26 protein-coding genes and 1 tRNA gene are annotated in these 21,619 nt (G+C 63.9%); 2 read left to right on the top strand and 25 right to left on the bottom strand.

What is annotated here, in order from left to right; translation table 11 throughout:
* Positions 1–62: 62 nt before the first annotated feature.
* From ACZ1JX_RS09260 to ACZ1JX_RS09305, 10 genes are all read right to left on the bottom strand, one after another.
* Entirely contained in the window at positions 63–614 is a 552-nt protein-coding gene (locus ACZ1JX_RS09260) for a DsbE family thiol:disulfide interchange protein (protein ID WP_465123273.1), read from the bottom strand.
* Positions 611–2,566 carry a heme lyase CcmF/NrfE family subunit gene (locus ACZ1JX_RS09265; protein ID WP_465123274.1) on the bottom strand — a complete coding sequence of 652 codons (1,956 nt, stop codon included), beginning with the start codon at positions 2,564–2,566 and terminating at the stop codon, positions 611–613. Before ACZ1JX_RS09265 ends, ACZ1JX_RS09260 begins: the two co-directional genes overlap by 4 nt.
* Positions 2,563–3,030, bottom strand: coding sequence for a cytochrome c maturation protein CcmE (ccmE, locus tag ACZ1JX_RS09270; protein WP_465123275.1), 468 nt, complete (start codon positions 3,028–3,030; stop codon positions 2,563–2,565). The genes ACZ1JX_RS09265 and ccmE overlap by 4 nt, the downstream gene beginning before the upstream one ends.
* Entirely contained in the window at positions 3,027–3,167 is a 141-nt protein-coding gene (locus ACZ1JX_RS09275; RefSeq protein WP_465123276.1) for a hypothetical protein, read from the bottom strand. Before ACZ1JX_RS09275 ends, ccmE begins: the two co-directional genes overlap by 4 nt.
* Positions 3,168–3,174: 7 nt before the next feature.
* Entirely contained in the window at positions 3,175–3,903 is a 729-nt protein-coding gene (gene ccmC / locus ACZ1JX_RS09280) for a heme ABC transporter permease CcmC (RefSeq protein ID WP_465123277.1), read from the bottom strand.
* Positions 3,904–4,071: 168 nt separating this feature from the next.
* Positions 4,072–4,148 (bottom strand) — tRNA-His (locus ACZ1JX_RS09285).
* A gap of 100 nt (positions 4,149–4,248) precedes the next feature.
* The gene (gspK, locus tag ACZ1JX_RS09290; RefSeq protein ID WP_465123278.1) at positions 4,249–5,235 is read right to left on the bottom strand and encodes a type II secretion system minor pseudopilin GspK; all 987 of its coding nucleotides are present in this window, start codon (positions 5,233–5,235) and stop codon (positions 4,249–4,251) included.
* A complete protein-coding gene (gspJ, locus tag ACZ1JX_RS09295; protein ID WP_465123279.1) occupies positions 5,232–5,828 on the bottom strand; it encodes a type II secretion system minor pseudopilin GspJ in 597 nt (198 codons plus the stop codon). Before gspJ ends, gspK begins: the two co-directional genes overlap by 4 nt.
* Entirely contained in the window at positions 5,825–6,205 is a 381-nt protein-coding gene (gene gspI / locus ACZ1JX_RS09300) for a type II secretion system minor pseudopilin GspI (protein ID WP_465123280.1), read from the bottom strand. The genes gspJ and gspI overlap by 4 nt, the downstream gene beginning before the upstream one ends.
* The gene (locus tag ACZ1JX_RS09305) at positions 6,195–6,653 is read right to left on the bottom strand and encodes a GspH/FimT family pseudopilin (protein WP_465123281.1); all 459 of its coding nucleotides are present in this window, start codon (positions 6,651–6,653) and stop codon (positions 6,195–6,197) included. Before ACZ1JX_RS09305 ends, gspI begins: the two co-directional genes overlap by 11 nt.
* A gap of 96 nt (positions 6,654–6,749) precedes the next feature.
* Between ACZ1JX_RS09305 and ACZ1JX_RS09310 the strand changes: the two genes are divergently transcribed.
* Positions 6,750–7,385 (top strand): prolyl hydroxylase family protein, encoded by a 636-nt coding sequence (locus ACZ1JX_RS09310; protein ID WP_465123282.1) that lies wholly within the window; start codon positions 6,750–6,752, stop codon positions 7,383–7,385.
* A gap of 9 nt (positions 7,386–7,394) precedes the next feature.
* On the opposite strand, the gene ACZ1JX_RS09315 is transcribed toward ACZ1JX_RS09310, so the two are convergent.
* From ACZ1JX_RS09315 to rpsB, 13 genes are all read right to left on the bottom strand, one after another.
* A complete protein-coding gene (locus ACZ1JX_RS09315) occupies positions 7,395–7,835 on the bottom strand; it encodes a MarR family winged helix-turn-helix transcriptional regulator (protein WP_465123284.1) in 441 nt (146 codons plus the stop codon).
* A gap of 103 nt (positions 7,836–7,938) precedes the next feature.
* Positions 7,939–8,163 (bottom strand): 50S ribosomal protein L31, encoded by a 225-nt coding sequence (gene rpmE / locus ACZ1JX_RS09320; RefSeq protein ID WP_039337458.1) that lies wholly within the window; start codon positions 8,161–8,163, stop codon positions 7,939–7,941.
* 99 nt (positions 8,164–8,262) lie between these two features.
* Complete coding sequence (gene fabZ, locus ACZ1JX_RS09325) at positions 8,263–8,736, bottom strand: 3-hydroxyacyl-ACP dehydratase FabZ (RefSeq protein WP_465123287.1); 474 nt, start codon at positions 8,734–8,736, stop codon at positions 8,263–8,265.
* Positions 8,737–8,763: 27 nt separating this feature from the next.
* The gene (locus ACZ1JX_RS09330) at positions 8,764–9,474 is read right to left on the bottom strand and encodes an OmpH family outer membrane protein (RefSeq protein WP_465123288.1); all 711 of its coding nucleotides are present in this window, start codon (positions 9,472–9,474) and stop codon (positions 8,764–8,766) included.
* Positions 9,474–12,107, bottom strand: coding sequence for an outer membrane protein assembly factor BamA (gene bamA, locus ACZ1JX_RS09335; protein ID WP_465123289.1), 2,634 nt, complete (start codon positions 12,105–12,107; stop codon positions 9,474–9,476). Before bamA ends, ACZ1JX_RS09330 begins: the two co-directional genes overlap by 1 nt.
* A gap of 212 nt (positions 12,108–12,319) precedes the next feature.
* Positions 12,320–13,441, bottom strand: coding sequence for an RIP metalloprotease RseP (rseP, locus tag ACZ1JX_RS09340; protein WP_465123290.1), 1,122 nt, complete (start codon positions 13,439–13,441; stop codon positions 12,320–12,322).
* On the bottom strand, positions 13,441–14,598 hold the full coding sequence (dxr, locus tag ACZ1JX_RS09345; RefSeq protein ID WP_465123291.1) for a 1-deoxy-D-xylulose-5-phosphate reductoisomerase: 1,158 nt from the start codon (positions 14,596–14,598) through the stop codon (positions 13,441–13,443). Before dxr ends, rseP begins: the two co-directional genes overlap by 1 nt.
* A gap of 4 nt (positions 14,599–14,602) precedes the next feature.
* The gene (locus tag ACZ1JX_RS09350; protein WP_465123292.1) at positions 14,603–15,346 is read right to left on the bottom strand and encodes a phosphatidate cytidylyltransferase; all 744 of its coding nucleotides are present in this window, start codon (positions 15,344–15,346) and stop codon (positions 14,603–14,605) included.
* The gene (uppS, locus tag ACZ1JX_RS09355; protein WP_465126387.1) at positions 15,336–15,980 is read right to left on the bottom strand and encodes a polyprenyl diphosphate synthase; all 645 of its coding nucleotides are present in this window, start codon (positions 15,978–15,980) and stop codon (positions 15,336–15,338) included. Before uppS ends, ACZ1JX_RS09350 begins: the two co-directional genes overlap by 11 nt.
* Before the next feature lie 62 nt (positions 15,981–16,042).
* Positions 16,043–16,600, bottom strand: a complete 558-nt coding sequence (frr, locus tag ACZ1JX_RS09360; RefSeq protein ID WP_465123293.1) for a ribosome recycling factor — start codon at positions 16,598–16,600, stop codon at positions 16,043–16,045.
* Between the two features lies 1 nt (position 16,601).
* Positions 16,602–17,324 carry a UMP kinase gene (gene pyrH, locus ACZ1JX_RS09365; protein WP_465123294.1) on the bottom strand — a complete coding sequence of 241 codons (723 nt, stop codon included), beginning with the start codon at positions 17,322–17,324 and terminating at the stop codon, positions 16,602–16,604.
* A gap of 159 nt (positions 17,325–17,483) precedes the next feature.
* Positions 17,484–18,410, bottom strand: a complete 927-nt coding sequence (tsf, locus tag ACZ1JX_RS09370; protein ID WP_465123295.1) for a translation elongation factor Ts — start codon at positions 18,408–18,410, stop codon at positions 17,484–17,486.
* Between the two features lie 122 nt (positions 18,411–18,532).
* On the bottom strand, positions 18,533–19,288 hold the full coding sequence (gene rpsB / locus ACZ1JX_RS09375) for a 30S ribosomal protein S2 (protein ID WP_465123296.1): 756 nt from the start codon (positions 19,286–19,288) through the stop codon (positions 18,533–18,535).
* A 476-nt stretch (positions 19,289–19,764) separates the two neighbouring features.
* On the opposite strand from rpsB, the gene ACZ1JX_RS09380 reads away from it, so the two are divergent.
* Positions 19,765–20,043 carry a hypothetical protein gene (locus ACZ1JX_RS09380; protein ID WP_465123297.1) on the top strand — a complete coding sequence of 93 codons (279 nt, stop codon included), beginning with the start codon at positions 19,765–19,767 and terminating at the stop codon, positions 20,041–20,043.
* Here the strand turns inward: ACZ1JX_RS09380 and ACZ1JX_RS09385 are convergent.
* Together ACZ1JX_RS09385 and ACZ1JX_RS09390 are read right to left on the bottom strand one after the other, a co-directional pair.
* Positions 19,991–20,830, bottom strand: a complete 840-nt coding sequence (locus tag ACZ1JX_RS09385) for a CDP-alcohol phosphatidyltransferase family protein (protein ID WP_465123298.1) — start codon at positions 20,828–20,830, stop codon at positions 19,991–19,993. The two genes, ACZ1JX_RS09380 and ACZ1JX_RS09385, sit on opposite strands and share 53 nt — an antisense overlap.
* 13 nt (positions 20,831–20,843) lie before the next feature.
* Positions 20,844–21,593, bottom strand: coding sequence for a phosphatidylserine decarboxylase (locus tag ACZ1JX_RS09390; RefSeq protein ID WP_465123299.1), 750 nt, complete (start codon positions 21,591–21,593; stop codon positions 20,844–20,846).
* Positions 21,594–21,619 lie beyond the last annotated feature (26 nt).

Raw genomic sequence — 21,619 nt, forward strand, 5'->3', positions numbered from 1 at the left:
AGCGCGCTGAAATGGATTCCCGCCTTCGCGGGAATGACGAATAATGTCGAGCAAGAGGCGCATCACTGCCCTGCCTCCTTCAGCTTCTCGAGGATCAGCGGCATGTCTTCTTCCCGGATCTCGCCGATGTGCTGGTAGCGGATCACGCCCTTGCCATCGATCACGAAGGTCTCGGGCACGCCCGAAGAGCCGATGGATAGCTGGACCTGCGAGAGGTCATCCTTGCCGATACGCGTGAAGGGATTGCCATTGGTGGCAAGGAATCGCGCGACATCTTCTCGGCGGTCACGAATGGCGACCCCATCAATCTCAACACCCTGCTTGGCGAGTGAGGCCAGTTGGGGGCTTTCGATCGCGCAAGGCACGCACCAGCTGGCGAAGACGTTGAGCAGCTTTGGCTTGCCCACTGCAAAATCGGTGGTGGCAAGGCCCGGGCGATCTTCGACGGCCGCTTCGAGAGCGAACTGCGGCAGCGGCTTGCCGATGAAGGCACTGGCGACTTCCCGGTCTGCCGGACGCACAAGGCCCCAGATCACCAGTGCGAAGAACCCGCCAAACAGGATCAGCGGAAGCCAGATCGCAAGGCCGGGGCGTTTGGGGGCAGGTTCGCTCACTTGAGCTGCTCCAGACGCGACTTGCGGTAGGCGAGCTTGTCAAACACGCGCAGACGCTTGATGTCCTTGGCAACACGGCCAAGCAGGGCGAGCAGCCCGCCGAACGCGACGAGCAGACCGCCAAGCCACAGCAGCGGCACGAACGGCTTCCACCAGAAGCGCATCTGCCAGCGGCCATCCTCACCCTCGTTGCCCAGCACAGCGTAGAGCTGGCCGTTCCAACGGGTGTGGAGGGCGGATTCGGTGCGCTCGCCCGGAGGCGAAGAGAACGTGCGGGCCTGAGGGTGGAGCGTGACCAGTTCTCCGCCCTTGTATGAGGCGGTGACAGTGGCTTCGAGGGCGGTCCAGTTGGGGCCTGCGACCGGTTCAATGCTGAGGAGTTTGAGTTCGATGGGCCCGACGCTCTGCGTGTCGCCCACGTTCATCGCGGCGAGACGCTCGGTCGAGAACGCGCTTTCGCTGGCCGCACCAAGCAGCGCGACGGCGATGCCGAAGTGGCTGATCACCATGCCCCAGATGTTGATCGGGGTGCGACGCAGGTTGCGGCCGCGCAGCGGGAACCAGCTGGCTACGGCAAGGCCCACGCCTACCGCAATGCCCAGCATCGGCAAGAGGCGGATGCCCGGCGCAAGCACGACGACCGCGAGCAGGACGAGCGCGGCGAGCAATGCCGGCACCGCGACCGTGGCGGTGATGCGCCCCGGATTGTCCTTGCGCCAGCGCAGCAGCGGGCCGACCGTCATCACCATCATCATCGGGATCGCAAAGATCGCCGACACAGGGTTGAAGTAGGGCGGGCCCACCGAAACTTTGGCACCGAAGGCTTCGGTCATCAGCGGATAGAGCGTGCCCAGCAGGACGATGCCGAGGATGCCGCAGAGCATCACGTTGTTGAACACAAGGCTCGCCTCGCGGCTGAACGGGCTGAACCGCTCGCCTTCGGTCACTGTTGAGGCGCGGATGCCGAACAGGGCCAGTGCGCCGCCAATGTAGATCGCCAGCAGCGCAAGAATGAACGAGCCGCGCTCCGGATCGACGGCGAAGGCGTGCACCGAAGTGAGGATGCCCGAGCGGACGAGGAACGTGCCGACCATCGACATCGAGAAGGCAATCACGCCCAGCATGACAGTCCATGCGCGCAGGGCGTTACGGCTTGCCAGCACCGATACGGAGTGCAGCAGGGCCGTTGCCGCAAGCCACGGCATCAGCGAGGCGTTTTCGACCGGGTCCCAGAACCACCAGCCGCCCCAGCCGAGCGTGTAGTACGCCCAGTAAGACCCTGCGGTAATGCCGACAGTGAGGAAAATCCACGCGCCTAGCACCCACGGCCGCATTGCACGGGCGAAAGCCGGACCAACGTCACGCGTAACCAGCGCGCCGATGGCGAAACTGAATGCAACCGAGAGACCGACGTAGCCGACGTAGAGCGTGGGCGGATGGAAGGCGAGGCCGATGTCCTGCAACAGCGGGTTGAGGCCCATGCCATCGGGCGCAGGCTCGGGCAGGCGCTCGAACGGGTTCGAGGACAGCAGCAGGAAGGCATAGAAACCAAGGCTGACGAAGGCCTGACCCGCGAGCGTTGCGATCAGCGTATCCTCGCGCAGGCGCTTTTCGACCAGCGCGACGATCCCCCCCGAGACGGCCATGATCGTCACCCACAGCAGCATCGAGCCTTCATGGTTGCCCCATGTGCCCGCGAGCTTGAAGATGAACGGCTTCATCGAATGGCTGTTGGCCGCGACCAGCTTGACCGACAGGTCCGTCTCCAGAAACAGGTCGATCAGTGCGAGGAACGACACCGCGACCAGCGCGCCCTGCATGACGGCAAGCGGACGGACCATGCCCGCCAGCGCCTTACCGCCCGGACGAAGCGCCGATATGCCGGCAAAGAGCTGGAGCAGGGCAAGTGCTGCGGCCATCCACAGGACGGCAAGGCCAATTTCAGCGATCATTTGGTTTCGGCCACCACTTCCTTGGCCTGCGCGGCGGTCATGTCGCCCATCTGGCGGGGAACGTACTTTTCGTCGTGCTTCGCGAGGAGATTGTCGGCCACGAACGTCTCACCCTCCATGCGCCCCTCAGCGACGACGCCAGAGCCTTCGACGAAAAGGTCTGGCGTGATGCCGGTGTAGCGGACGGGCACGCGAGCCTTGCCATCTCCGACGACGAAATCGATCGTTACCCCATCAGCGCGGGTCTTGAGCGAGCCCTTCTCGACCATACCGCCAAGGCGGATGGCGCGGCCTTGCTCAGGCCGGTCCTTCACAAGATCGGATGGTACGTAGAAGTAGCTGGCCTGATTGGACAGGGCATAGGCTGCGAGCAGCCCTGCCCCCACCAGCGCAGCCAGCGCGATGACCAGCAGCACAAGGCGCTGGTGCTTGGGCTTGATGCCGCCGGAAGTACTGCTGCTCACTTGCCTCTCACCTTATCCCGGCGACGCTCTGCCCGCACCATGGCGGCAAGCGTCCAGCCGACCAGCAGCAGCGTGCCGATCACGCCGATCGCCAGGGCTGCTGCCACGTAATCCCACTGTTCAAGACCTTCGCGCATGCCTGCCTTATGCCATTGCTTTGCGGCGCAGACGCGCCTCGGCTTGAATCTCGGCCAGAAGAGTGCGCATGCGCGCGAGAATCACACCGCCGAAGATGAGGCTGAAACCCAGCGCAGCGATCAGCAATGGCCACAGGAACGTGCCGTCGATCGACGACTTGCCCGCCGTGATCGATGGCGGCTGATGCAGGCTGTTCCACCACACCACGGAGCGATTGATGATCGGAATGTTGATCGCGCCGACCAGCCCGAAGATCGCGGTGATCCGGCTGCCGCCACCGCCGCCTGCCATGTCGCGTTGCGCAGCGCCAGAAAGAGCAATGTAGCCGAGATAGAGGAACAGGAGGATCAGGAAGCTGGTCAGCCGTCCGTCCCAGACCCACCAAGTGCCCCACGTCGGCCGGGCCCAGATCGAGCCAGTGGCAAGGCAGATGGCGGTGAAGGTGGCTCCGGGCACCGCCGCTGCGCGTCCGGCAATGGCCGCAAGCGGGTGGCGCCATACCAGTTCGACAAGGCTCGCGATGGCGATCGTCGACCAGCCGGCCATACCCAGCCAGGCGGCAGGCACGTGGATGAACAGGATGCGCACCGTCTCGCCCATCAACCGGTCAGGCGGAACAACGAGCACGCCGTAAAGCACGGCGCCCATCGAAAGCAGCAGGCCGGAGACCAGCAAAAGCGGCATCATCCAGCGGGCAAGGCGCAGGAAACGGGCGGGATTGGCAAAACCGTGCATGGGCGCGGGGCAATCTTATCCTTCTCCCGGCGACCCCCGCCGCCGGTCCGCCCATGCTCTGCCACTTGGCGCGCAAAGGGGCAAGCGCAATGGCTGCGACCGACACCAAAAGGCTAGAGCCCGGAAGGCAACCGGGGACAGCGAATTGTCTGAATTGTCAGGAGAGAATGGGGCGACCGAGGGGGTTCGAACCCCCGACCTCCGGTACCACAAACCGGCGCTCTAACCAGCTGAGCTACGGTCGCCACATTGCTGCGCAAGAACATCCTGCGCGGGCAGGCCCCTTTGCAGAAAGGCGCAGGAAAGGGAAGCGGAAATTTCGTCTAGGTGCGACTTGCCGGGAAATCATCGGTTGTAGCGGTCACCCCAGGTTCGGAAGGCGACCCGTGGCGGCTCGTTGCCCACATCGATCAGCGCCTGTTCGTCCAGCGTGATCGAATCGACGGTGACCGACTGAGTCAGCGCGAACCAACGGCTGCGCACCTGCAACTGGTTGAGCGGCAGGCCGGCTGCCCCTTCCCCGCCAATGCCGCGCAAGGCGTCGTCCGCGCTCGCCCAGCCCAGAGCGGGACGTGCTGCCAGCAGGCCCCGCGCGCGGTCCACCGGGATTGCGGTGGGCGCGATCATCGTCAGCAGAAGCGCCTGATCGGGGCGCAGAGTGTTGACGTTGATCGGCGAGAGGTCTGCCCCCGGCAGCGCGCAAAGCCAAGGGCGCAAGCGTTCATAGAACTGCGGCGTCATGCCCCGGACGGCGCGAATCTCGCTGACGTCGCCGATCAGGCGGCCGGCGGTGCGATAGGGCGTGGGCCGCCCCTGATAGCTGTCGTCCTCGGCACCATTGGGCGCAGGCGTGCTGTCGGTGTCGATCCAGTCGGCAATCGAATCGCTGATGATCGCGGCCTCGGCCTCTGGGATCGCAAGGCCCTTCATCAGGCTGCGCATCTGGTTCAGGCCGACGAGACGCAGGCGCAGTGTGCCTTGTGCATCGGCTTCGACCAGGGAATTGAGATTGAAGCAGTTGCCTGCGTCATCCACGCGGATCGTCACGACGCCGCGCGCCATGGGCAACGGGAAATCGCGGCCGAGCAGGCCGGTGCGATCCACCGTGCGCTCCTGCGAGGTCTCGACCAGAGCCTTGATTCGCGCCATAGCCAGCGTCTCGGCGCTGGTAGCGTAGAGCCGCGCTTGGGTCATCGCCTGCCCGTTCGCGGCAAGTCTTGCCGCAAGGTTCAGGCGATCGAGCATCAGCGCGGCGATCACCGCCATGACCGCCACCAGCAGGAGGACCGACAGCAGCGCCGCCCCCCGCTCCCTGGGATCGCCCGGCCTCATTGGTAGTTCACCCCCACGAGCGAGACGATGCGCAAGGGAGGGACGCCCTTTTGCGGCACCAGCAGTTCGATCGCGACGGGGAGTTCGGTGGTAAGTTGCGGCTCCCAGCGGTCGCGCCAGTTGCCGTCTTTCGTGCGAAAGCGGACCGTTGGCGGGGCGATCAATGGCATGACTTCGGCCCCTGCCTCAGGTACAGCCCCATCGGGAAACGGATAGCCTGCACGGACCAGTGCGTTGGCGGTGAGGCGATACTCTACCTTCTGCAAGGACGGGCGCGGTGCGCCGTCGACATTGTCCCAACCGCTCCGGGTGAAGCGGATCACGACTCCGTCGCGATTGGCCTCGAAGGCCGAATGCGCCGCGCCTGACCGGTCACGCGATGGCCGTGGCACTGCCTGAGCAAGGTCCGCCGTCCAGACCGACAGGAAGCGGCGCTGCGCGGCAATGCTCTCGGTCTTGTTGCGACTGGCAAGCTCAGCATCGACCGAGAACCGCAGCAGCCCCAGTGCGCCCACCGCAATGACCGCGAACAGGGCGAGCGCGATCAGCATCTCGACCAGCGTAAAGCCGTTGCGGGACTGCGGCTGCGTCATGCGCCGGGCAATCGGGTGAAATCGAGCGTGAACGCCTGGCTCGGCGCGCCCGGCGTCGTTTCGCGGACCGACAGGGTGATTCCGAGCACGCCGGCGTCAGTGCGCGTCGCCACGGTGCGGGTCCACTGGAAACGGCGACCGGCGTTCTCGATGGTGCCGCTCGCCGAACCCGCCGGTGGCGGCGCGGGGTCGGTCAGGATCTCTGCCGCCATGTTCTGTGCGACGATCTCGCGCAGCAGACGCTGGTCGAGATCGGCCGTGCGCGAAATGCTCGCCCCTTCCATCTGCAGCAGCGCCAGGGCTGCGATGGCGAAGACCGCCAGCGCCACGAGCAGTTCGAGCAGGGTGAAGCCGTTGGGGCGCCGCTCAACTGGCATCGAGCGCCACCTTGCCATCCCGGCGCAAGTGAACGACCAGCGCACGGTCATCGCGCTTCAGCCTGATAGTCGCATCGGTGCTGGCAAGGCCCAGCGAATCGAACACGATCCGCTGCCTCGCCGCATCCGCGCTGGTGCCCTGATCCCAGCCAGTGAGGTCAAAGCCTCGGCCCGGCATGGGCTGCCATTGCCCCTCGACACGCCGTTCGAAGTAGTAGCCACGCTCGCTGACGATCAACGCCACGGGTCGAGCGCCTATGATTGCCTCGTCGCGCGCCGCGACCGTGCGCGCGGCAAAGCGTTCCGCTTCGTTGCGCAGATGCCTGTCATCCCCCGGGAAAGACAGCACAGCGACCGACGCCAGCAGCCCCATGAGCATCAGCACGACCATCATCTCGACCAGCGAGAAGCCGTTGCGGGTGGCGCGGGTGTTTAAAGATGATGGCACGAAATCTCGCATGGTGCACGAACGTGACGGTTTTACGACCAAGACGCCAGCGCGTTCAAGTTGCAGGCAGTGCCGGGCTCGCGTTAGGACGACACCATGACTGCTGCCGCACCCGAATCTCCGGCCAAGCGCCTGCCCGGCGTCACCGGCATCCTCAAGGTGCCGTCGCCGCGCGTGGAAATGTTCATCCTGCGTGAGTTCCTGTCCGCGGAGGAATGCGCCGGACTGGTCGCCCGGATCGAGCGTGACCGACGCCCCTCCACGATCGCCGATGCCAACGGCGATCACTACTTCCGCACGAGCGAGACCTGCGACCTGCCGATGATGGAGCCGGATGTTGCTGCGCTCGACGCCAAGCTCTCGGCATTGTCCGGCATCGAACCGGTCTTCGGCGAACCGATTCAGGGGCAGCGCTACGAGGAAGGTCAGGAATTCAAGGCGCACACCGACTACTTCGATCCCCACGGAGCCGACTTCCATCGCTTCTGCAGCGTGGCGGGCCAGCGCACGTGGACCTTCATGATCTACCTCAACGATGTCGAGGCAGGCGGCGCCACGCGGTTCAAGGTGATCGACAAGCTGATACAGCCCGAGCGCGGCAAGCTGGTCTGCTGGAACAACCGGCGCCCCGATGGCAGCGTCAACCCGGCTACGCTCCACCACGCGATGAAAGTGCGCAAGGGCCTGAAATACGTCGTGACGAAGTGGTATCGCGAACTGCCCTGGCAGTGATCCCTCGCGTCAGAGTTCCGCTTCCGTGTCCCGAACGGCGCGGATCGTCGGCAGGCAACGGAACAGCGTTTCGACGTCCTGCGCCCCCAGAAGGTCGGTGAACCGCGCCTCGTGCGCATCAATGCGGTTCATCGCTTCGCCCGCCACCTTCTCACCTTCCGGCGTCAGCGTCAGGGCATGACTGCGCCCGTCAAGCCGCCGACGATCGACCAGTCCCCGCTCCATCAGGCGCGAGATTATCGGCACCATGTTCGCGCGCTTGATCGCCAGAGCCTGTCCGACTTCGGTCTGGGAACAATCGGGATTCTCGAAAATCACCAGCAATGTGGTGACTTCAGCCGGGCGCAGGTCCAGATCGGCCAGTTCGCGCGAGAGATCGGCCATCATCACCGCCGAAGCCCGGCGCAACTGGTAGCCAAGACGGCCTTCGAGAGCATTCGTCAGGGTCATGTCGAAGTGTTTAGCTATCGGGAATAGCAATTCCAAACAAAAATGGACCAAAAGAAAAGGGCGGCCAAAGCCGCCCTTCCCGTTGATAGTCTTGCTGCAGCGCTCAGCGCTTGAGCGAAAGACCACCGAAGCGCTTGTTGAACTGGGCAACGCGGCCGCCCTGATCGAGCTGGCGCGTACCGCCGGTCCATGCCGGGTGCGAAGTCGGGTCGATTTCGAGCGCGAGCGTGTCGCCTTCCTTACCCCAGGTGGAGCGGGTCTCGAAAACGGTGCCGTCAGTCATCTGCACCTTGATCATGTGGTAGTCGGGGTGAATGCCAGTCTTCATGTCGGGTACTCCGGTGCGCAGCCGGTTCCGACCGGCCACTAGAATCTGTAAGGGCGCGCGCCTAGCGGAAAGCCGGGAGGATGTCCAGCGTCAGCGGTCTCAACTGTCAGCGATCATCGCGGTGAAGCTGACCTCGCAGGTCACCTTGTCACCGATCATCGCCTTGCCGGCAAACTTGCAGACGCGCGAACGCTTCTGGGTAAACTCGACATGCAGGTCGAGCAGGACGCCGGGCTCCACGGGATTGCGGAACTTGGCTTCCTCGATCGCCATGAAATAGACGAGCTTGCCAGACCCTGCGAGGCCAAGCGATTCAACCGCGAGCACACCCGCCGCCTGCGCCAAGGCCTCGATCTGCAACACGCCGGGCATGATCGGACGGCCGGGAAAATGCCCCTGGAAGAACTGCTCGTTCATCGACACGGCCTTCACCGCGTGGATCCGCTCGTTCAACGTGATCGAAGCCACACGATCGACCAGCAACAGGGGATAGCGGTGCGGAAGCGCCGCCATCACCTTGCGCACGTCATAGTCGGTCATCACGCCCTGCGGCGCGCTCTGTTCCTCGGACATTCTACCCGGCCCCCGACGTAGAAGGCCTCAGCGGCCTTCGGGTGCCTTCTTGGCGGGCTGCGCACCGGCCGCAGGTGCTGCCTGCTGCTGGGCAGCCTGAGCCTGGGCCTGCTGCTCACGCTGCGCGCGCGGCATCCAGCCTGCGGGCGGAACCAGCTGGGCCGACGGGATCAGCACGTTCAGCTCGTTCAGGATATCCTGATTGAGGTTGTAGACCTGACCAGCCTTGATGATCGACTGTGAGTCGAGCACCAGCGTGATCTTCTTCTTGTCCATCGCGGCCTGGGTCGCGGCATCGAGCTTGTCGCCGATCTGCTCCAGAACGTACTGCTGCGAAAGGTTCAGCGGTTCGAGGATCTTCTGGATCTCGGCCTGGCCAGCCTGCTCGATCTGCTGGATCTGCTCGTACTGTGCCTGAAGCGCGGCACGGTTCGGGTTGGCTGCCTTCGAATCAGCCTGCAGCTTGTCGATCAGCGGCTTGAGCTGTGCTTCGATCTGGGCCTTGCGCGCATTGGCCTGATCGATCTGCGGCTTGTAGGTCACCGGGCGCTGCTGCTGCGAAACCTGATAGGCGTTCGACGCAGCCACGACGGCAGGCGGGTTTGCGATGGCTACACCGGCAGCGACAGCGGGGCCAGCCGCAGCGGCAGGAGCCTTGTCATCCTTGGCGGCGAATGCGGGAGCGGTAGCGGCAAGCGCGATGCCTGCGAGAAGCGCGGAAGCGAAACGGATTTTCATCAGAACTGGGTTCCCACGTTGAATGTGAAGGTCTTGGGGTCGTCGCCATTGGCCTTCTTGAGGACCTTGGCAAAGTCGAGGCGGAACGGGCCGAACGGCGAGTTCCAGTTGACGCCGATACCGACCGATACGCGCGGCGAAAGCGTGTCGCCGACATACTCTTCGATATAGCGGGTAGCGGTATTCGCCGTGCCGTCCGACGCGGTCGGGCTGTCGGTTATCCTGCCGGTGAGCTTGTCGGTATAATAGACGACATTGTTCGGGTTCTGCGTGAGTGGGTTCGCGATGCCCCATACAGCACCGGCATCGACGTAAATCGATGGACGCAGCCCCAGTTCGCGCGCTCCCGAGCCCAGCGGGATCTCGAGTTCGGCGCGGGTCAGGTAATAGTACTTGCCGCCCAGCGCGTCATCGACCCACTGGTTGCGGTCGGTCGAAGCCGTGTCGGGGATGTTGTCATTGTTGGTGTCGATGGTCAGGAACTTGCGCAGCACGCGCGGACCGACACCACGGATGTCGAAGCCACGAATCTGCGGCTCGCCAAGGAAGAAACGGTCGGTCAGGCGGACGTCATCGATCGTCGGATCGTTCGAACGGCTCGACAGTGCCTTGATCGCACCGCCTTCAGCGCGGACCGAGAAGATGAACCCGCCACCCACAGGCCAGAACTTGGCCGCATTGGCAGTGATGCGCGCATAGCGGACCGAACCGCCAAGACCTGCAAAGTCGGCACCAACCACGAACTGGGTGCCCCGGCTCGGACGCAGACGGTTGTCGAGCGTGTCATAGACCAGAGATGCACCGAGGATCGAACTGGTGCGCTTGCCGATGGCGTCGCAAAGGTAGCGCCCCGCCAACAGGATGCTGCACTGATTGTTGACGTAGAACGTGCTCTTGTCGAGCGTAACGTCGTCGAGGTTGAAGGTGTAGCGCCCGATCAGCGACATGTATTCGGACAGCGGCACGCCTACGCGCGCCGAGAAGCCGGTCGTCGCCTGCTTGTAGGTGGTGTTGCGGTTCGAGTTGAATTGGTTGAAGCTGTTGAGGTCGCGCCGGTAGATGTCGACGCCGAGCGACACGTTCTTGTCGAACAGATAGGGTTCGGTGAAGCTCACCTGCACCGAGCGGGTAAAGCGAGAATAGTCGACCGACAGGCCGATGGTCTGGCCACGCCCGCGGAAGTTGTTCTGGCGGATCGAGCCCTGGAAGATGAAGCTTTCAAGGCTCGAGAAGCCGGCCGAGAGCTGCAACTCGCCGGTGGGGCGCTCTTCCACGTTGGCTTCAAGCACGATGCGGTCGGGCGCGCTGCCCGGCTTCTGCTCGACCTCGAACTTCTCCTGGAAGTAGCCGAGCGACTTGATGCGGTTGGTCGAACGCTTGACCTGGAAGGTGTTGAATGCGTCACCCTCGGCAATACGGAACTCGCGACGGACGACCTTGTCCTGCGTCAGCGTATTGCCGTTGACGTCCACGCGCTCGACGTAGACGCGCGGCGCTTCGGCAATGCGGAAGGTGACCGACATCGTCAGGTCATCTTTGTTGCGCGCGAAGTCCGGGCGAACGTCCGCGAAAGCGTAACCGAAGGCACCGGCCGTCTCCGTCAAAGCATCGACCTGATCTTCGACCGCCTTGGCGTTGTACCAGTCACCGGCCTTGATCGGGAGACGCTTGGACATCGCGTCGCTGTCAAAGTCACGCAACTGGCTGTCGACCTTGACGTCGCCGAACTTGTAGCGGTCGCCTTCTTCCACCACGTAGGTGATGATGAAGTCACGCTTGTCCGGCGTAAGCTCGGCCACGGCCGAAACCACGCGGAAATCGGCATAGCCTTCGGTCAGGTAGAACTGGCGCAGCTTCTGCTGGTCGAACGCGAGGCGGTCAGGGTCATAGCTCGTGCCACTGGAAAACAGGCGGAAGAAGCGCGCCTGCTTGGTGACCATCTCGCCACGCAGCTTGCCATCGGAAAACTTCTCGTTGCCGATGATGTTGATCTGACGGACCTTTGACTTGGGTCCCTCGCTGATCTCGAACACGATGTCGACGCGGTTCTGGTCGAGCATGACCATCTTCGGCTCGACCGTCGCGGCGAAGCGGCCCTGACGCTTGTACAGCTCGATGATGCGGGCAACGTCGGCGCGGACTTTCGACCGCGTGAAGATCTGGCGTGCCGCGAGCTTGATCTCGGGCAGGATCTTGTCTTCCTTGAGGCGCTTGTTGCCTTCAAGGATGATGCGGTTGATGACCGGGTTTTCCTTGACCTGCACGATCACGTCGCCGCCGTTGTTGCGGATCGAGACGTCGGCAAAGAGTTCCGTCGCGTAGAGGTCCTTAAGCGCCTGGTCACCGGAGGCCTGCGTATAGGTCTGGCCGGGACGAAGGCGGATGTAGGACAGGATGGTATCGGGCTCGAGCCGCTGCGAACCCTGCACGGTTACCGTGCGGATCACGTCTCCTGCAGGTGCGGGCACGGCAGCCGGAAGTGCCGGGGCGGCGGGAGCGGCGACAGGAGCCACAGTCTGTGCAGAAACGGCCTGCGGGACCGTGACCAATGCACTGGTAGCCAGCAGGCCAGCGCACAGCGGGGAGGCCTTGGCGCTCCGATTTCCTGCCCGGCCCGCGTTACGTCCAATCATCACCAAGCGCCATCCCGTAATAAAGTGGCAGCTGGACGCCTGCGAGGAGGGTCCGGCCGCGGCAAGCAATGTAGCCCTCTGCCCGATGCCACAAGGCCAATCAAGCAAACATTGCCCCGCATTTCTGTGGAAAGACATTCTGTGGAAATCCGCCCGTCACCCCTGACCGCCGAATACCACGCGCCCCCGCACCGGACGCAATCAAACTCGCCTCACCCTCCGAACAGCTTGAGCGACGCCACATCGTTGATCGTGACGAACACCATCAGCGCCATGACGAACGCAAGACCGGTGCGGAAAGCCCACTCCTGCCCACGCTGGCCCACCGGCTTCCTGCGGATCGCCTCGGCCGCGTAGAAAGCGAGGTGGCCCCCGTCGAGGACCGGGATTGGCAGGAGGTTAATGAACCCCAAGTTAATCGAGATCAGCGCCACGAACGTGACGAAAGGCTGCCACCCGGAAACCAGCTGCTCGCCGGAATACTTGGCAATCTTGATCGGCCCGCCAAGCTCCTTGACCTCGCGCTTGCCCGAGATGATCTGGCCGATGCCGTTGACCATCATCGATATGATGCTGCCGGTCTGACGGACACCATCGACCGCAGCGTCTATCGGCCCGACCCTGACGATTTCGTAGCTTTTCGGCCCGATGCCGAGGAAACCGATCTTCTGCGTGTTGCCGAACCGGTCACTCTCGATCTTCACCGCAGCGCTCGTGGCGAGATTGAGCCTTTGATCGCCACGCAGGACGACGATGTCGAGCGGCTCGCCCGGATTCTGCCCGACTTCGAGGCGGACATCTAGGAACGAATCCATTTCGTGGCCACGGATCGCAACGATGCGGTCACCGATTTTTATCCCGGACCGCTCGGCAGCCGATCCAGCCTGAACCTCGCCGACGACCGGCGGCACCACGATCTTGCCATAGGCGAGCGTGAAACCGCCCAGAATCAACACTGCGAACAGGAGATTGGTGACAGGCCCGGCCAGCACGATCAGCGAACGTTGCCACAGGGGCTTGGCCTGAAACGTGCGGTTGCGCTCTTCGGCCGGAAGTAAAAGCCATTCGGGACTTGGCTGGCTTGCCGGGTTCATGTCGCCCGCGAACTGGACGTAGCCGCCAAGCGGCAGCGCCGAGAGCTTCCAGCGGGTGCCGCGCTTGTCCGTCCAGCCTGCCAGTTCCTTGCCGAAGCCGATGGAAAAGACGTCAGCCTTCACGCCGAACCAGCGGCCAACCAGATAATGTCCCAGCTCGTGGATGAACACCAAAGGCCCCAGCACCAGCACGAAGGCCAGCAGCGTTGTCAGAATTCCGGGGCTTTCGATCGGTGGCATCAGAGTGCGGTTTCCATCAGTTCTCGTGCCCTCACCCGGGCCTCCGCGTCGATAGCGACGACATCGTCGAGGCAGCCAGGCGCAGGCGGCAATCCGCGCGCGAGCACGGCCTCGACCGATTGCACGATCCGGGTGAACCCAATCTGACCACCAAGGAACGCTGCAACCGCGATCTCGTTGGCGGCGTTCATCGTTGCCGGTGCCGCGCCGCCTTCGATCACGACGTTGCGTGCCACGCGCGTGGCTGGAAAGCGCGTTTCGTCGGGCGCGCGGAACGTCAGTTGTCCGATGGCGGCAAGATCGAGCGGCGCGCAGGGCGTGTGCATCCGGGCCGGCCATGCCAGCGCCGAGGCAATCGGCACGCGCATGTCCGAGGGCCCAAGTTGTGCCAGCGTCGAACCATCGCGGTATTCGACCATAGAATGGACGACCGACTGCGGGTGCACGATGATCCGCAGGCGCTCCACGCCCACCGGGAACAGGTGGTAGGCCTCGATAAACTCGAGCCCCTTGTTCATCATAGTCGCCGAATCGACGCTGATCTTGGCGCCCATCGACCAGTTGGGATGCTTGACCGCCTCGGCAGGCGTCGCCCGCTCCAGCTGGTCCAGCGTCCAATCGCGGAACGGGCCGCCGCTTGCGGTCAGCGTGATCGCGTGGACATGAGCCATATCGTTGCCGGCAAGGCACTGGAAGATCGCGTTATGCTCGGAATCGACCGGCAACAGTGTCGCCCCATGCTTCGCCACGGCAGCGGTCATGACGTCGCCTGCCGAAACCAGCGCTTCCTTGTTGGCAAGGGCGATTACCCCGCCCTGCTCTATCGCAGCCATCGTAGGCGCCAGGCCCGCGCAGCCGACGATGGCTGCAACGGTGATGTCAGCCCCCCGCGCAGCCGCCTCAACAAGAGCAGGCGCTCCTGCTGCGGCATGGATGTTGGTCCCGGAAAGCGCCTCGCGCAGCGCAGGCAATGCAGCTTCATCAGCCACCACGGCAACTTCTGCACCGAACTCGCGCGCCAGCTTGGCAAGCCCTGCCGCATCGCCATTGGCGGTCAGCGCGACCACCTGCCACTCCTCACGGTTGCGGCGGATCAGGTCGAGCGTGGAGGCGCCGATGGAACCGGTAGCGCCAAGAACCGAGATCGAACGCGCCATCGCCTCAGCCCCCTGCCTGCGAAGCGGCCCAGGCCGTGCCGACGATGATTGCCACCGGAAGGAGTCCGTCAACGCGGTCGAACAGGCCGCCGTGCCCCGGGATCAACCGCGAGGAATCCTTCACCTCTGCCCGCCGCTTGAGCCACGATTCATAGAAGTCTCCGGCCTGCGCGAACACTGCCAGCACGGCCCCAGCCAACGCTGCCCCACCGAGGTTCGCCACCTCCAGCGCCGCCGCGACACTCGGCCCCGTCGGCCCGATTGCAGACACGAGATAACTTGCCGAAAGCACGACCAGCCCTGCCCAGATACCCGCAGCCGCCATGCCACCGGCGAGGCCCGACCATGTTTTCGATGGACTGATCCTGGGTGCAATCTTGGGCCCGCCCAAGGTGCTCCCGGTGAAGTAGGCACCGGTATCAGTGCAGATGACCAACCCCAGCACAGCCAGCATCAGCGGCTCGGGCATCACCGCCAAAGCCAGCCCGGCCCAGCCAACGTAAATCGCGCCGAAGATGACCATCGACGAAAGCCGCGCCGGGCTGTCAGCGATCTTAGCGGCCAGGCGAACGTACTCGACGAAAACCCCGAACGCGACCGCCGCCACGAACAGGTCGAGCCACAGCCCGCCCATCCACAACGCCCCGCCCGCAATCGCCAGCATGACCACGGCCGAAGCGAGGCGCACCGGCAGGTCGGACTTTTTCGGCGCCTCCGCTGGCGTCATCGGGCTGGCTTCAGCGTCCACCGAAGCGCCTCTCGCGCGATGCGAACTGCTCCAGCGCCTCGCGCAGGTGCGCTGCGGTGAAGTCCGGCCAGAGCACATCGGTGAACCACATCTCGGCGTAGGCCGCCTGCCACAGCAGGAAGTTCGAAAGACGGATCTCGCCCGAGGTCCGGATCAGAAGATCCAGCGGCGGGAGGCAGGCGGTATCGAGTTCGGCCTCGATGGCTTCGGGCGTGATCTCGCCCTTGGCTGCAGCCTTGGCGGCCGCCCGGGCGATCTCCTGCTGCGATCCGTAGTTCAGGGCGATGGCCAACGTGGTGCCGGTATTGCCCGCCGTACGCGCCATCGCATCCTCGATCAGTTCCACGATATCGGGCGCAAGCACCTGATAATCGCCGATGATCTTCAGACGCGTGTTGTTGCTGACGAGTTCGGCCAGATCGTTGCGAATGAAGGCACGAAGCAGGCCCATCAGGTCCGCGATCTCGTCAGCCGGACGCTTCCAGTTCTCTGACGAGAACGCATAGAGCGTCAGCGCCTCGAGCCCCATGTCGCGCGCGGCGCGGGCAATCTCGCGCACCGTGTCGACGCCCCGCTTGTGCCCGAAGGCGCGCGGCATCATGCGCTTCTTCGCCCACCGTCCGTTGCCATCCATGATGATGGCAACGTGCCTTGCGCCACAGGACGCCGGGCCACCCGTCGAGGCGGGGAGCGCCGTCACTTGCCGAGGATTTCCTTTTCCTTGGCAGCGGCGGCTTCATCGGCCTGCTTGATCAGATCGTCGGTCAGCTTCTGCAAGTCGGTCTCGGCGCGCTTGCGTTCGTCTTCCGAGATTTCTTTCTTGTTCTCGTCAGCCTTGAGCGCGTCCATGCCATCGCGGCGCACGTTGCGGATCGCAATGCGGGCGTTCTCGGCGTACTTGCTGGCCAGCTTGGCGAGTTCCTTGCGACGCTCTTCGGTCAGGTCCGGAATCGGCAGGCGCAGGGTCTGTCCGTCGCTGATCGGGTTGAGGCCGAGGCCCGCCGAACGGATCGCCTTTTCGACCGGCGTCACGTTCGACTTGTCCCACACCTGCACCGAAAGCATCCGCGGCTCGGGCGCCGAAACGCTGGCGACCTGCGACAGCGGCATATGGCTGCCATAGACTTCGACCGTGATGGGATCGAGCAGCGAGGTGTTGGCACGGCCGGTGCGCAGGCCGGAAAGATCGCCCTTGAGCGATTCGACCGCGCCCTTCATGCGGCGTTCCAGATCGGCCTTGTCGTACTTGGCCATGTCAGGCTTCCTTCTTCACAATGGTCTGCGTTCCCCCGCCCGCCAGAACGCGGGCAAGATTGCCCCGCTCGCGGATGGAGAAGACGACGATCGGTATGGAGTTGTCACGGCACAGCGCAACCGCGCTCGCGTCCATGACCTTCAGGTTGTCTGCAAGAACCGTGTCGTAATCGACGGTATCATAACGCTTTGCCGAGGCATCCTTCTTGGGATCGGCATCATAGACGCCATCGACGCTGGTGCCCTTGAACAACGCATCGCACTTCATCTCGGCAGCGCGCAACGCAGCGCCCGAATCCGTCGTGAAATAGGGGCTGCCGACACCGGCGGCGAAAATGACCACGCGGCCCTTCTCAAGGTGCCGCTCGGCACGACGGCGGATGACCGGCTCGCACACTTCGTCCATCTGTATGGCCGATTGCACGCGGGTCTCGACGCCGACCTGCTCGAGCGCGTTCTGCATCGCCAGCGCATTCATGATCGTGGCGAGCATGCCCATGTAGTCCGCCTGGGCGCGATCCATGCCCTTGGCAGCACCCGCCATGCCGCGGAAGATATTGCCGCCGCCGATCACCAGGCAAAGCTGCAACCCGCTGTCGCGCGCGTCCTTCACTTCCTGCGCCAGACGGGCGACGTAATCCGTGTCGATCCCGAACTGCTGTTCCCCCATCAGCACTTCGCCCGAAAGCTTCAGGAGGATGCGCTTGAGGGGAGGAAGGCTCATGGGTCTGTGGTACTCGTCACGGATTGGAATTGGCGGCCCTTATAGCCCGGTGAAGGGCGGTGCCAAGGGCGCGCACAAGAAACAGGCGTAACAATCCCCGCACCGACGGACCGCTCTTGCGAGGCAGCCCGCCCATGCGGGGATCGTTGAATGCCAGACTTACTTGATGCCGGCGGCAGCAGCCACTTCGGCAGCGAAGTCGGTCTCTTCCTTCTCGATGCCTTCGCCGAGCTGGAAGCGGACATAGTCCTTCAGCACGATCTTGGTGCCGGCTTCCTTGCCAGCTGCATCGACGACCTGCTGGATGGTCGACTTGTTGTCCATCACGAAGATCTGCGAAAGCAGAGCGTTTTCCTTGGCATACTTGGCGACGGCACCGTCCACCATCTTGGCCTGGACTTCAGCCGGCTTGCCGCTCTCGGCAGCCTTTTCCGCCGCGATCTTGCGCTCGCGGGCGATCAGTTCGGCGTCGAGGTCGTCGGCGGTCAGCGCCAGCGGGAAAGCCGCTGCGATGTGCATCGCGATCTGCTTGCCGAGCGCTTCGAGCTTGTCTGCCGCAGCATCCGATTCGAGCGCGACGAGCACGCCGATCTTGCCGAGGTTGGCGGCCGCAGCGTTGTGCATGTAGGGCACGACGACGCCATTGGCGACTTCGACGTGCTTGATGCGGCGCAGCTGCTGGTTTTCACCGATGGTCGCGACGTTGTTGGTCAGCTTGTCGGCAACCGTGCCGCCGTCCGGATAGGCAGCAGCCTTGAGCGTCTCGACGTCCGAAGCGCCGGTCGCCAGCGCAACTTCGGTCGCCTTGCGGACGAAGTCCTGGAACTGGTCGTTCTTGGCAACGAAGTCGGTTTCCGAGTTCACTTCGACGGCAACGCCCTTGGTGCCCGAAACGGTCACGCCGACAAGGCCTTCAGCGGCCGTGCGGCTCGACTTCTTGGCAGCAGCGGCGAGGCCCTTGGCGCGCAGCGCGTCAACGGCGGCTTCGAAGTCGCCACCGGCTTCGTCGAGAGCCTTCTTGCAATCCATCATGCCGGCGCCAGTGCGCTCGCGCAGGTTCTTCACGTCAGCGGCGGTGTAAGCCATTGCGTTGATCCTTTATCTTGAAACACAGGAAGGCCGCAGCACTGCCGCGGCCCGTAAATCGCATCCGGGACAATTCGGTGACGGCCCGCCCTGCATGAGGGGCCGTCACTCGAAAATCCGGATCAGGCTTCCGCGGCTTCTTCAGCCAGCGGTTCAGCCATGGCGCCAAGGTCTGCACCCGAAGCGATGGCAGCGTCACGACCGCCCTTGGTCGCGGCAGCAGCAACGGCTTCGCAGTAGAGGCGGATGGCGCGGCTTGCGTCGTCGTTCGCCGGAACCGGGAACGCGATGCCGTCGGGCGAGACGTTCGAGTCGAGGATCGCGACGACCGGGATGCCAAGGACGTTGGCTTCCTTGATCGCCAGCTCTTCCTTGTTGGCGTCGATCACGAACATCACGTCCGGGATGCCGCCCATGTCGCGGATGCCGCCGAGCGACAGCTCGAGCTTGTCGCGCTCGCGCGTCAGCTGAAGGACTTCCTTCTTGGTCAGGCCAGCCGTGTCACCGGCAAGCTGCTCTTCAAGAGCCTTGAAGCGCTTGATCGAGCCCGAGATGGTCTTCCAGTTGGTGAGCATGCCGCCCAGCCAGCGGTGGTTCACGTAGTGCTGGCCCGAAGCACGGGCTGCCTGTGCGATCGGTTCCTGCGCCTGGCGCTTGGTGCCGACGAACAGGACCTTGCCGCCTGCCTGGACGGTTGCCGAGATGAACTCGAGCGCGCGGGCAAAAAGCGGAACGGTCTGCGACAGGTCGAGGATGTGGATGCCGTTGCGGGCGCCGAAGATGTACGGCTTCATCCGCGGGTTCCAGCGGTGGGTCTGGTGGCCGAAGTGGGCCCCGGCTTCGATAAGCTGATGCATCGTGACGACAGGTGCCGCCATAGGTAATTCCTTTCCGGTTGAACCTCCGGGAAGCTGGAACCGCTGCGGAGATCCCGCTGTCGGCACCGGTGAATATGCTTCCCGTGTGGATTGTCGCGCTCTTCAGGCGGGCACCATGCCCGTCAAAGTCCTGCGACCGGGCCGCCCCTAGAGCACTCCGACGTGAAAATCCAGCACGGAATCGCGAGCGGAGGGAAGCGGTGCGAAGGCAGATTGATCCAGTTTCGCCAGATCTCGTGTAAAATTTTCGCCTTCAAATCATGGCTTTGCGCAGGGGCACACTGCTTTGACGGGAATATTGCACGTTCCGCCTTGACGGAACGGAACAAAAAGAGAACATTGTCTCCATATCCGAATCGGTCTTCGGACAGACAGGAACGATACAACAATCCACAAGTTTTCCACAGGCCTGTCCGATTTCGTCAGGAAACGGTCAGGGGAAGGAAAGCCAAGGGATAAACGCAAGGACACGCGCAATGCTCGCTCTCGTTTGCACTCTCGTCTTCGCTGCAGCCGCCACCTTCGCTGTGGCCGCGATCTTCGTGACGATGCAGGGGCGCAAAGCGCAGATCACGGCGCTCCTTGCCGAGTATCGCTCGCTTCAGCGCGATCGCGAGTTTCTGGTTGCGATCACCAGCCGCGAAGTCGAAGCAAACCGCGCATCCGTCTCGCCGCAGCTTCGCCGCACCACGCGCCGTCTGTTCAGGCAGGCGGAAGCGGCTCGTTCCGCACGGTCGCTGCGCGCTGTCGCTTGACCTTGGCATAACGGACCACGCCCACCGGTATCAGCAGCAAATAGACGATGCAGATACCGGAAAGAGTCAGCCAAGGCTCGGTCAGCAGCGCGGCAATCACGAGACCCACCAGCGCGATCAGCTCAAGCCGAACACTGCGTCGCGGCCGCATTGCCGACCAGCCTAGCGTTGCCAGGTTCGATATCATCAGAAATGCGATCAGCACCAGCCACGGGCCGACAAGCAAGGGTGAACGGAACAGCGGGTTGTCGGTTACGATCCACAGGTAGAGCGGCAGGAAGGCCAGCCCCGCCCCGACCGGCGCAGGAACCCCGGTCAGAAATCCGGCTGACTTGTGGGGCTGGTCCTCGACATCGATGCGGGCATTGAACCGCGCCAGGCGCAGCGCGCAGGCAATCGCCACTGCCAGCGCCGCAAACCAGCCGATGCGCGGCGCTTCCTGAAGCGACCACAGGAACAGGATCAGCGCAGGCGCCACGCCGAACGAGACGTTGTCGGCCAGACTGTCGAGTTCCGCACCGAAGCGAGACTGCGCCTTGAGCAGCCGTGCGATGCGGCCGTCTATGCCATCGAGCATCCCGGCAATGATCACCGCCGCCACGGCCTTGCGCCAGTCTTCGGCGACCTGCACCGGATCGGTGCCCGAGGCCGCCGTCACGGCAAAGCGGATGCCAGTCAGGCCCGAGCAGAGCGCGGCTGTGGTGATCGCGTTGGGCGTCATCGCCCGCAGCGTCAGCCCACCGGGCAAGCGCCCCCGACGAAGTCCGGCCGCCTTGCCCTCTTCCATCACCGGCTCCACTTCACTGGCCGATACCCTCGATCATCGGGGCCTCGCCGATCTCGGCAAGGATCGTTTCGCCGGCAACGCACTTCTGGCCCATTAGGACCTTGGGTTCGGTGCCCGCAGGAAGATAGACATCGACGCGGCTGCCAAAGCGGATCAGGCCGACACGCTGGCCGACGGCGACAATATCGCCACCCTTGACGAACGGCACGATGCGACGGGCCACGAGGCCCGCGATCTGGGTAAAGCCGATCTGCACGCCATCGCCACGCTCGACGAGGAAATGCTGGCGCTCGTTCTCTTCGCTTGCCTTGTCGAGATCGGCATTGAGGAACTTGCCGGGGATATAGACAACCCGGCGGATCGTGCCCGCAATCGGCGAACGGTTGATGTGCACGTCGAACACCGACATGAAGATCGACACGCGCGTCACCGGCGCATCGCTCATGCCGCGAACGCCGGAACCGTCGTCAGCACACAGCTCGCGGGGCGGCGGTACTTTCTGGATCAGCGTGATCAGGCCATCGGCGGGCGAGACCACGAACTTGTCGTCACGCGGGGTGACTCGCACCGGATCGCGGAAGAACGCGAGCACGCCAAGCGTGAGGAACGCGAGCGGCCAGGCGATGGTCTCCCACGCCATGAGCGCAGCACCAAGGCTCAGCGCTCCGGAAATCAGGCCGAACTTGCGGCCTTCGGGATGGATGGATGGCCAGGACCACCCGGCGGTACCGCGACCACGGTTATCGAGAATTTCACCGGACATTCGCCCCATCTAGGCGTTGGCCGTCG

The sequence above is a fragment of the Novosphingobium sp. BL-A-41-Hi4A-0G genome (assembly GCF_055521735.1).

Bases quoted from the DNA above. Each gene is read 5' to 3' on its own strand.
- ACZ1JX_RS09265 (WP_465123274.1), bottom strand. From the start codon at position 2,566: ATGATCGCTGAAATTGGCCTTGCCGTCCTGTGGATGGCCGCAGCACTT.
- ACZ1JX_RS09275 (WP_465123276.1), bottom strand. From the start codon at position 3,167: ATGCGCGAAGGTCTTGAACAGTGGGATTACGTGGCAGCAGCCCTGGCG.
- ccmC (WP_465123277.1), bottom strand. From the start codon at position 3,903: ATGCACGGTTTTGCCAATCCCGCCCGTTTCCTGCGCCTTGCCCGCTGG.
- gspK (WP_465123278.1), bottom strand. From the start codon at position 5,235: ATGAGGCCGGGCGATCCCAGGGAGCGGGGGGCGGCGCTGCTGTCGGTC.
- gspJ (WP_465123279.1), bottom strand. From the start codon at position 5,828: ATGACGCAGCCGCAGTCCCGCAACGGCTTTACGCTGGTCGAGATGCTG.
- gspI (WP_465123280.1), bottom strand. From the start codon at position 6,205: ATGCCAGTTGAGCGGCGCCCCAACGGCTTCACCCTGCTCGAACTGCTC.
- ACZ1JX_RS09310 (WP_465123282.1), top strand. From the start codon at position 6,750: ATGACTGCTGCCGCACCCGAATCTCCGGCCAAGCGCCTGCCCGGCGTC.
- ACZ1JX_RS09315 (WP_465123284.1), bottom strand. From the start codon at position 7,835: ATGACCCTGACGAATGCTCTCGAAGGCCGTCTTGGCTACCAGTTGCGC.
- rpmE (WP_039337458.1), bottom strand. From the start codon at position 8,163: ATGAAGACTGGCATTCACCCCGACTACCACATGATCAAGGTGCAGATG.
- fabZ (WP_465123287.1), bottom strand. From the start codon at position 8,736: ATGTCCGAGGAACAGAGCGCGCCGCAGGGCGTGATGACCGACTATGAC.
- ACZ1JX_RS09330 (WP_465123288.1), bottom strand. From the start codon at position 9,474: ATGAAAATCCGTTTCGCTTCCGCGCTTCTCGCAGGCATCGCGCTTGCC.
- bamA (WP_465123289.1), bottom strand. From the start codon at position 12,107: ATGATTGGACGTAACGCGGGCCGGGCAGGAAATCGGAGCGCCAAGGCC.
- rseP (WP_465123290.1), bottom strand. From the start codon at position 13,441: ATGCCACCGATCGAAAGCCCCGGAATTCTGACAACGCTGCTGGCCTTC.
- dxr (WP_465123291.1), bottom strand. From the start codon at position 14,598: ATGGCGCGTTCGATCTCGGTTCTTGGCGCTACCGGTTCCATCGGCGCC.
- uppS (WP_465126387.1), bottom strand. From the start codon at position 15,980: ATGGATGGCAACGGACGGTGGGCGAAGAAGCGCATGATGCCGCGCGCC.
- frr (WP_465123293.1), bottom strand. From the start codon at position 16,600: ATGGCCAAGTACGACAAGGCCGATCTGGAACGCCGCATGAAGGGCGCG.
- pyrH (WP_465123294.1), bottom strand. From the start codon at position 17,324: ATGAGCCTTCCTCCCCTCAAGCGCATCCTCCTGAAGCTTTCGGGCGAA.
- tsf (WP_465123295.1), bottom strand. From the start codon at position 18,410: ATGGCTTACACCGCCGCTGACGTGAAGAACCTGCGCGAGCGCACTGGC.
- rpsB (WP_465123296.1), bottom strand. From the start codon at position 19,288: ATGGCGGCACCTGTCGTCACGATGCATCAGCTTATCGAAGCCGGGGCC.
- ACZ1JX_RS09380 (WP_465123297.1), top strand. From the start codon at position 19,765: ATGCTCGCTCTCGTTTGCACTCTCGTCTTCGCTGCAGCCGCCACCTTC.
- ACZ1JX_RS09385 (WP_465123298.1), bottom strand. From the start codon at position 20,830: ATGGAAGAGGGCAAGGCGGCCGGACTTCGTCGGGGGCGCTTGCCCGGT.
- ACZ1JX_RS09390 (WP_465123299.1), bottom strand. From the start codon at position 21,593: ATGTCCGGTGAAATTCTCGATAACCGTGGTCGCGGTACCGCCGGGTGG.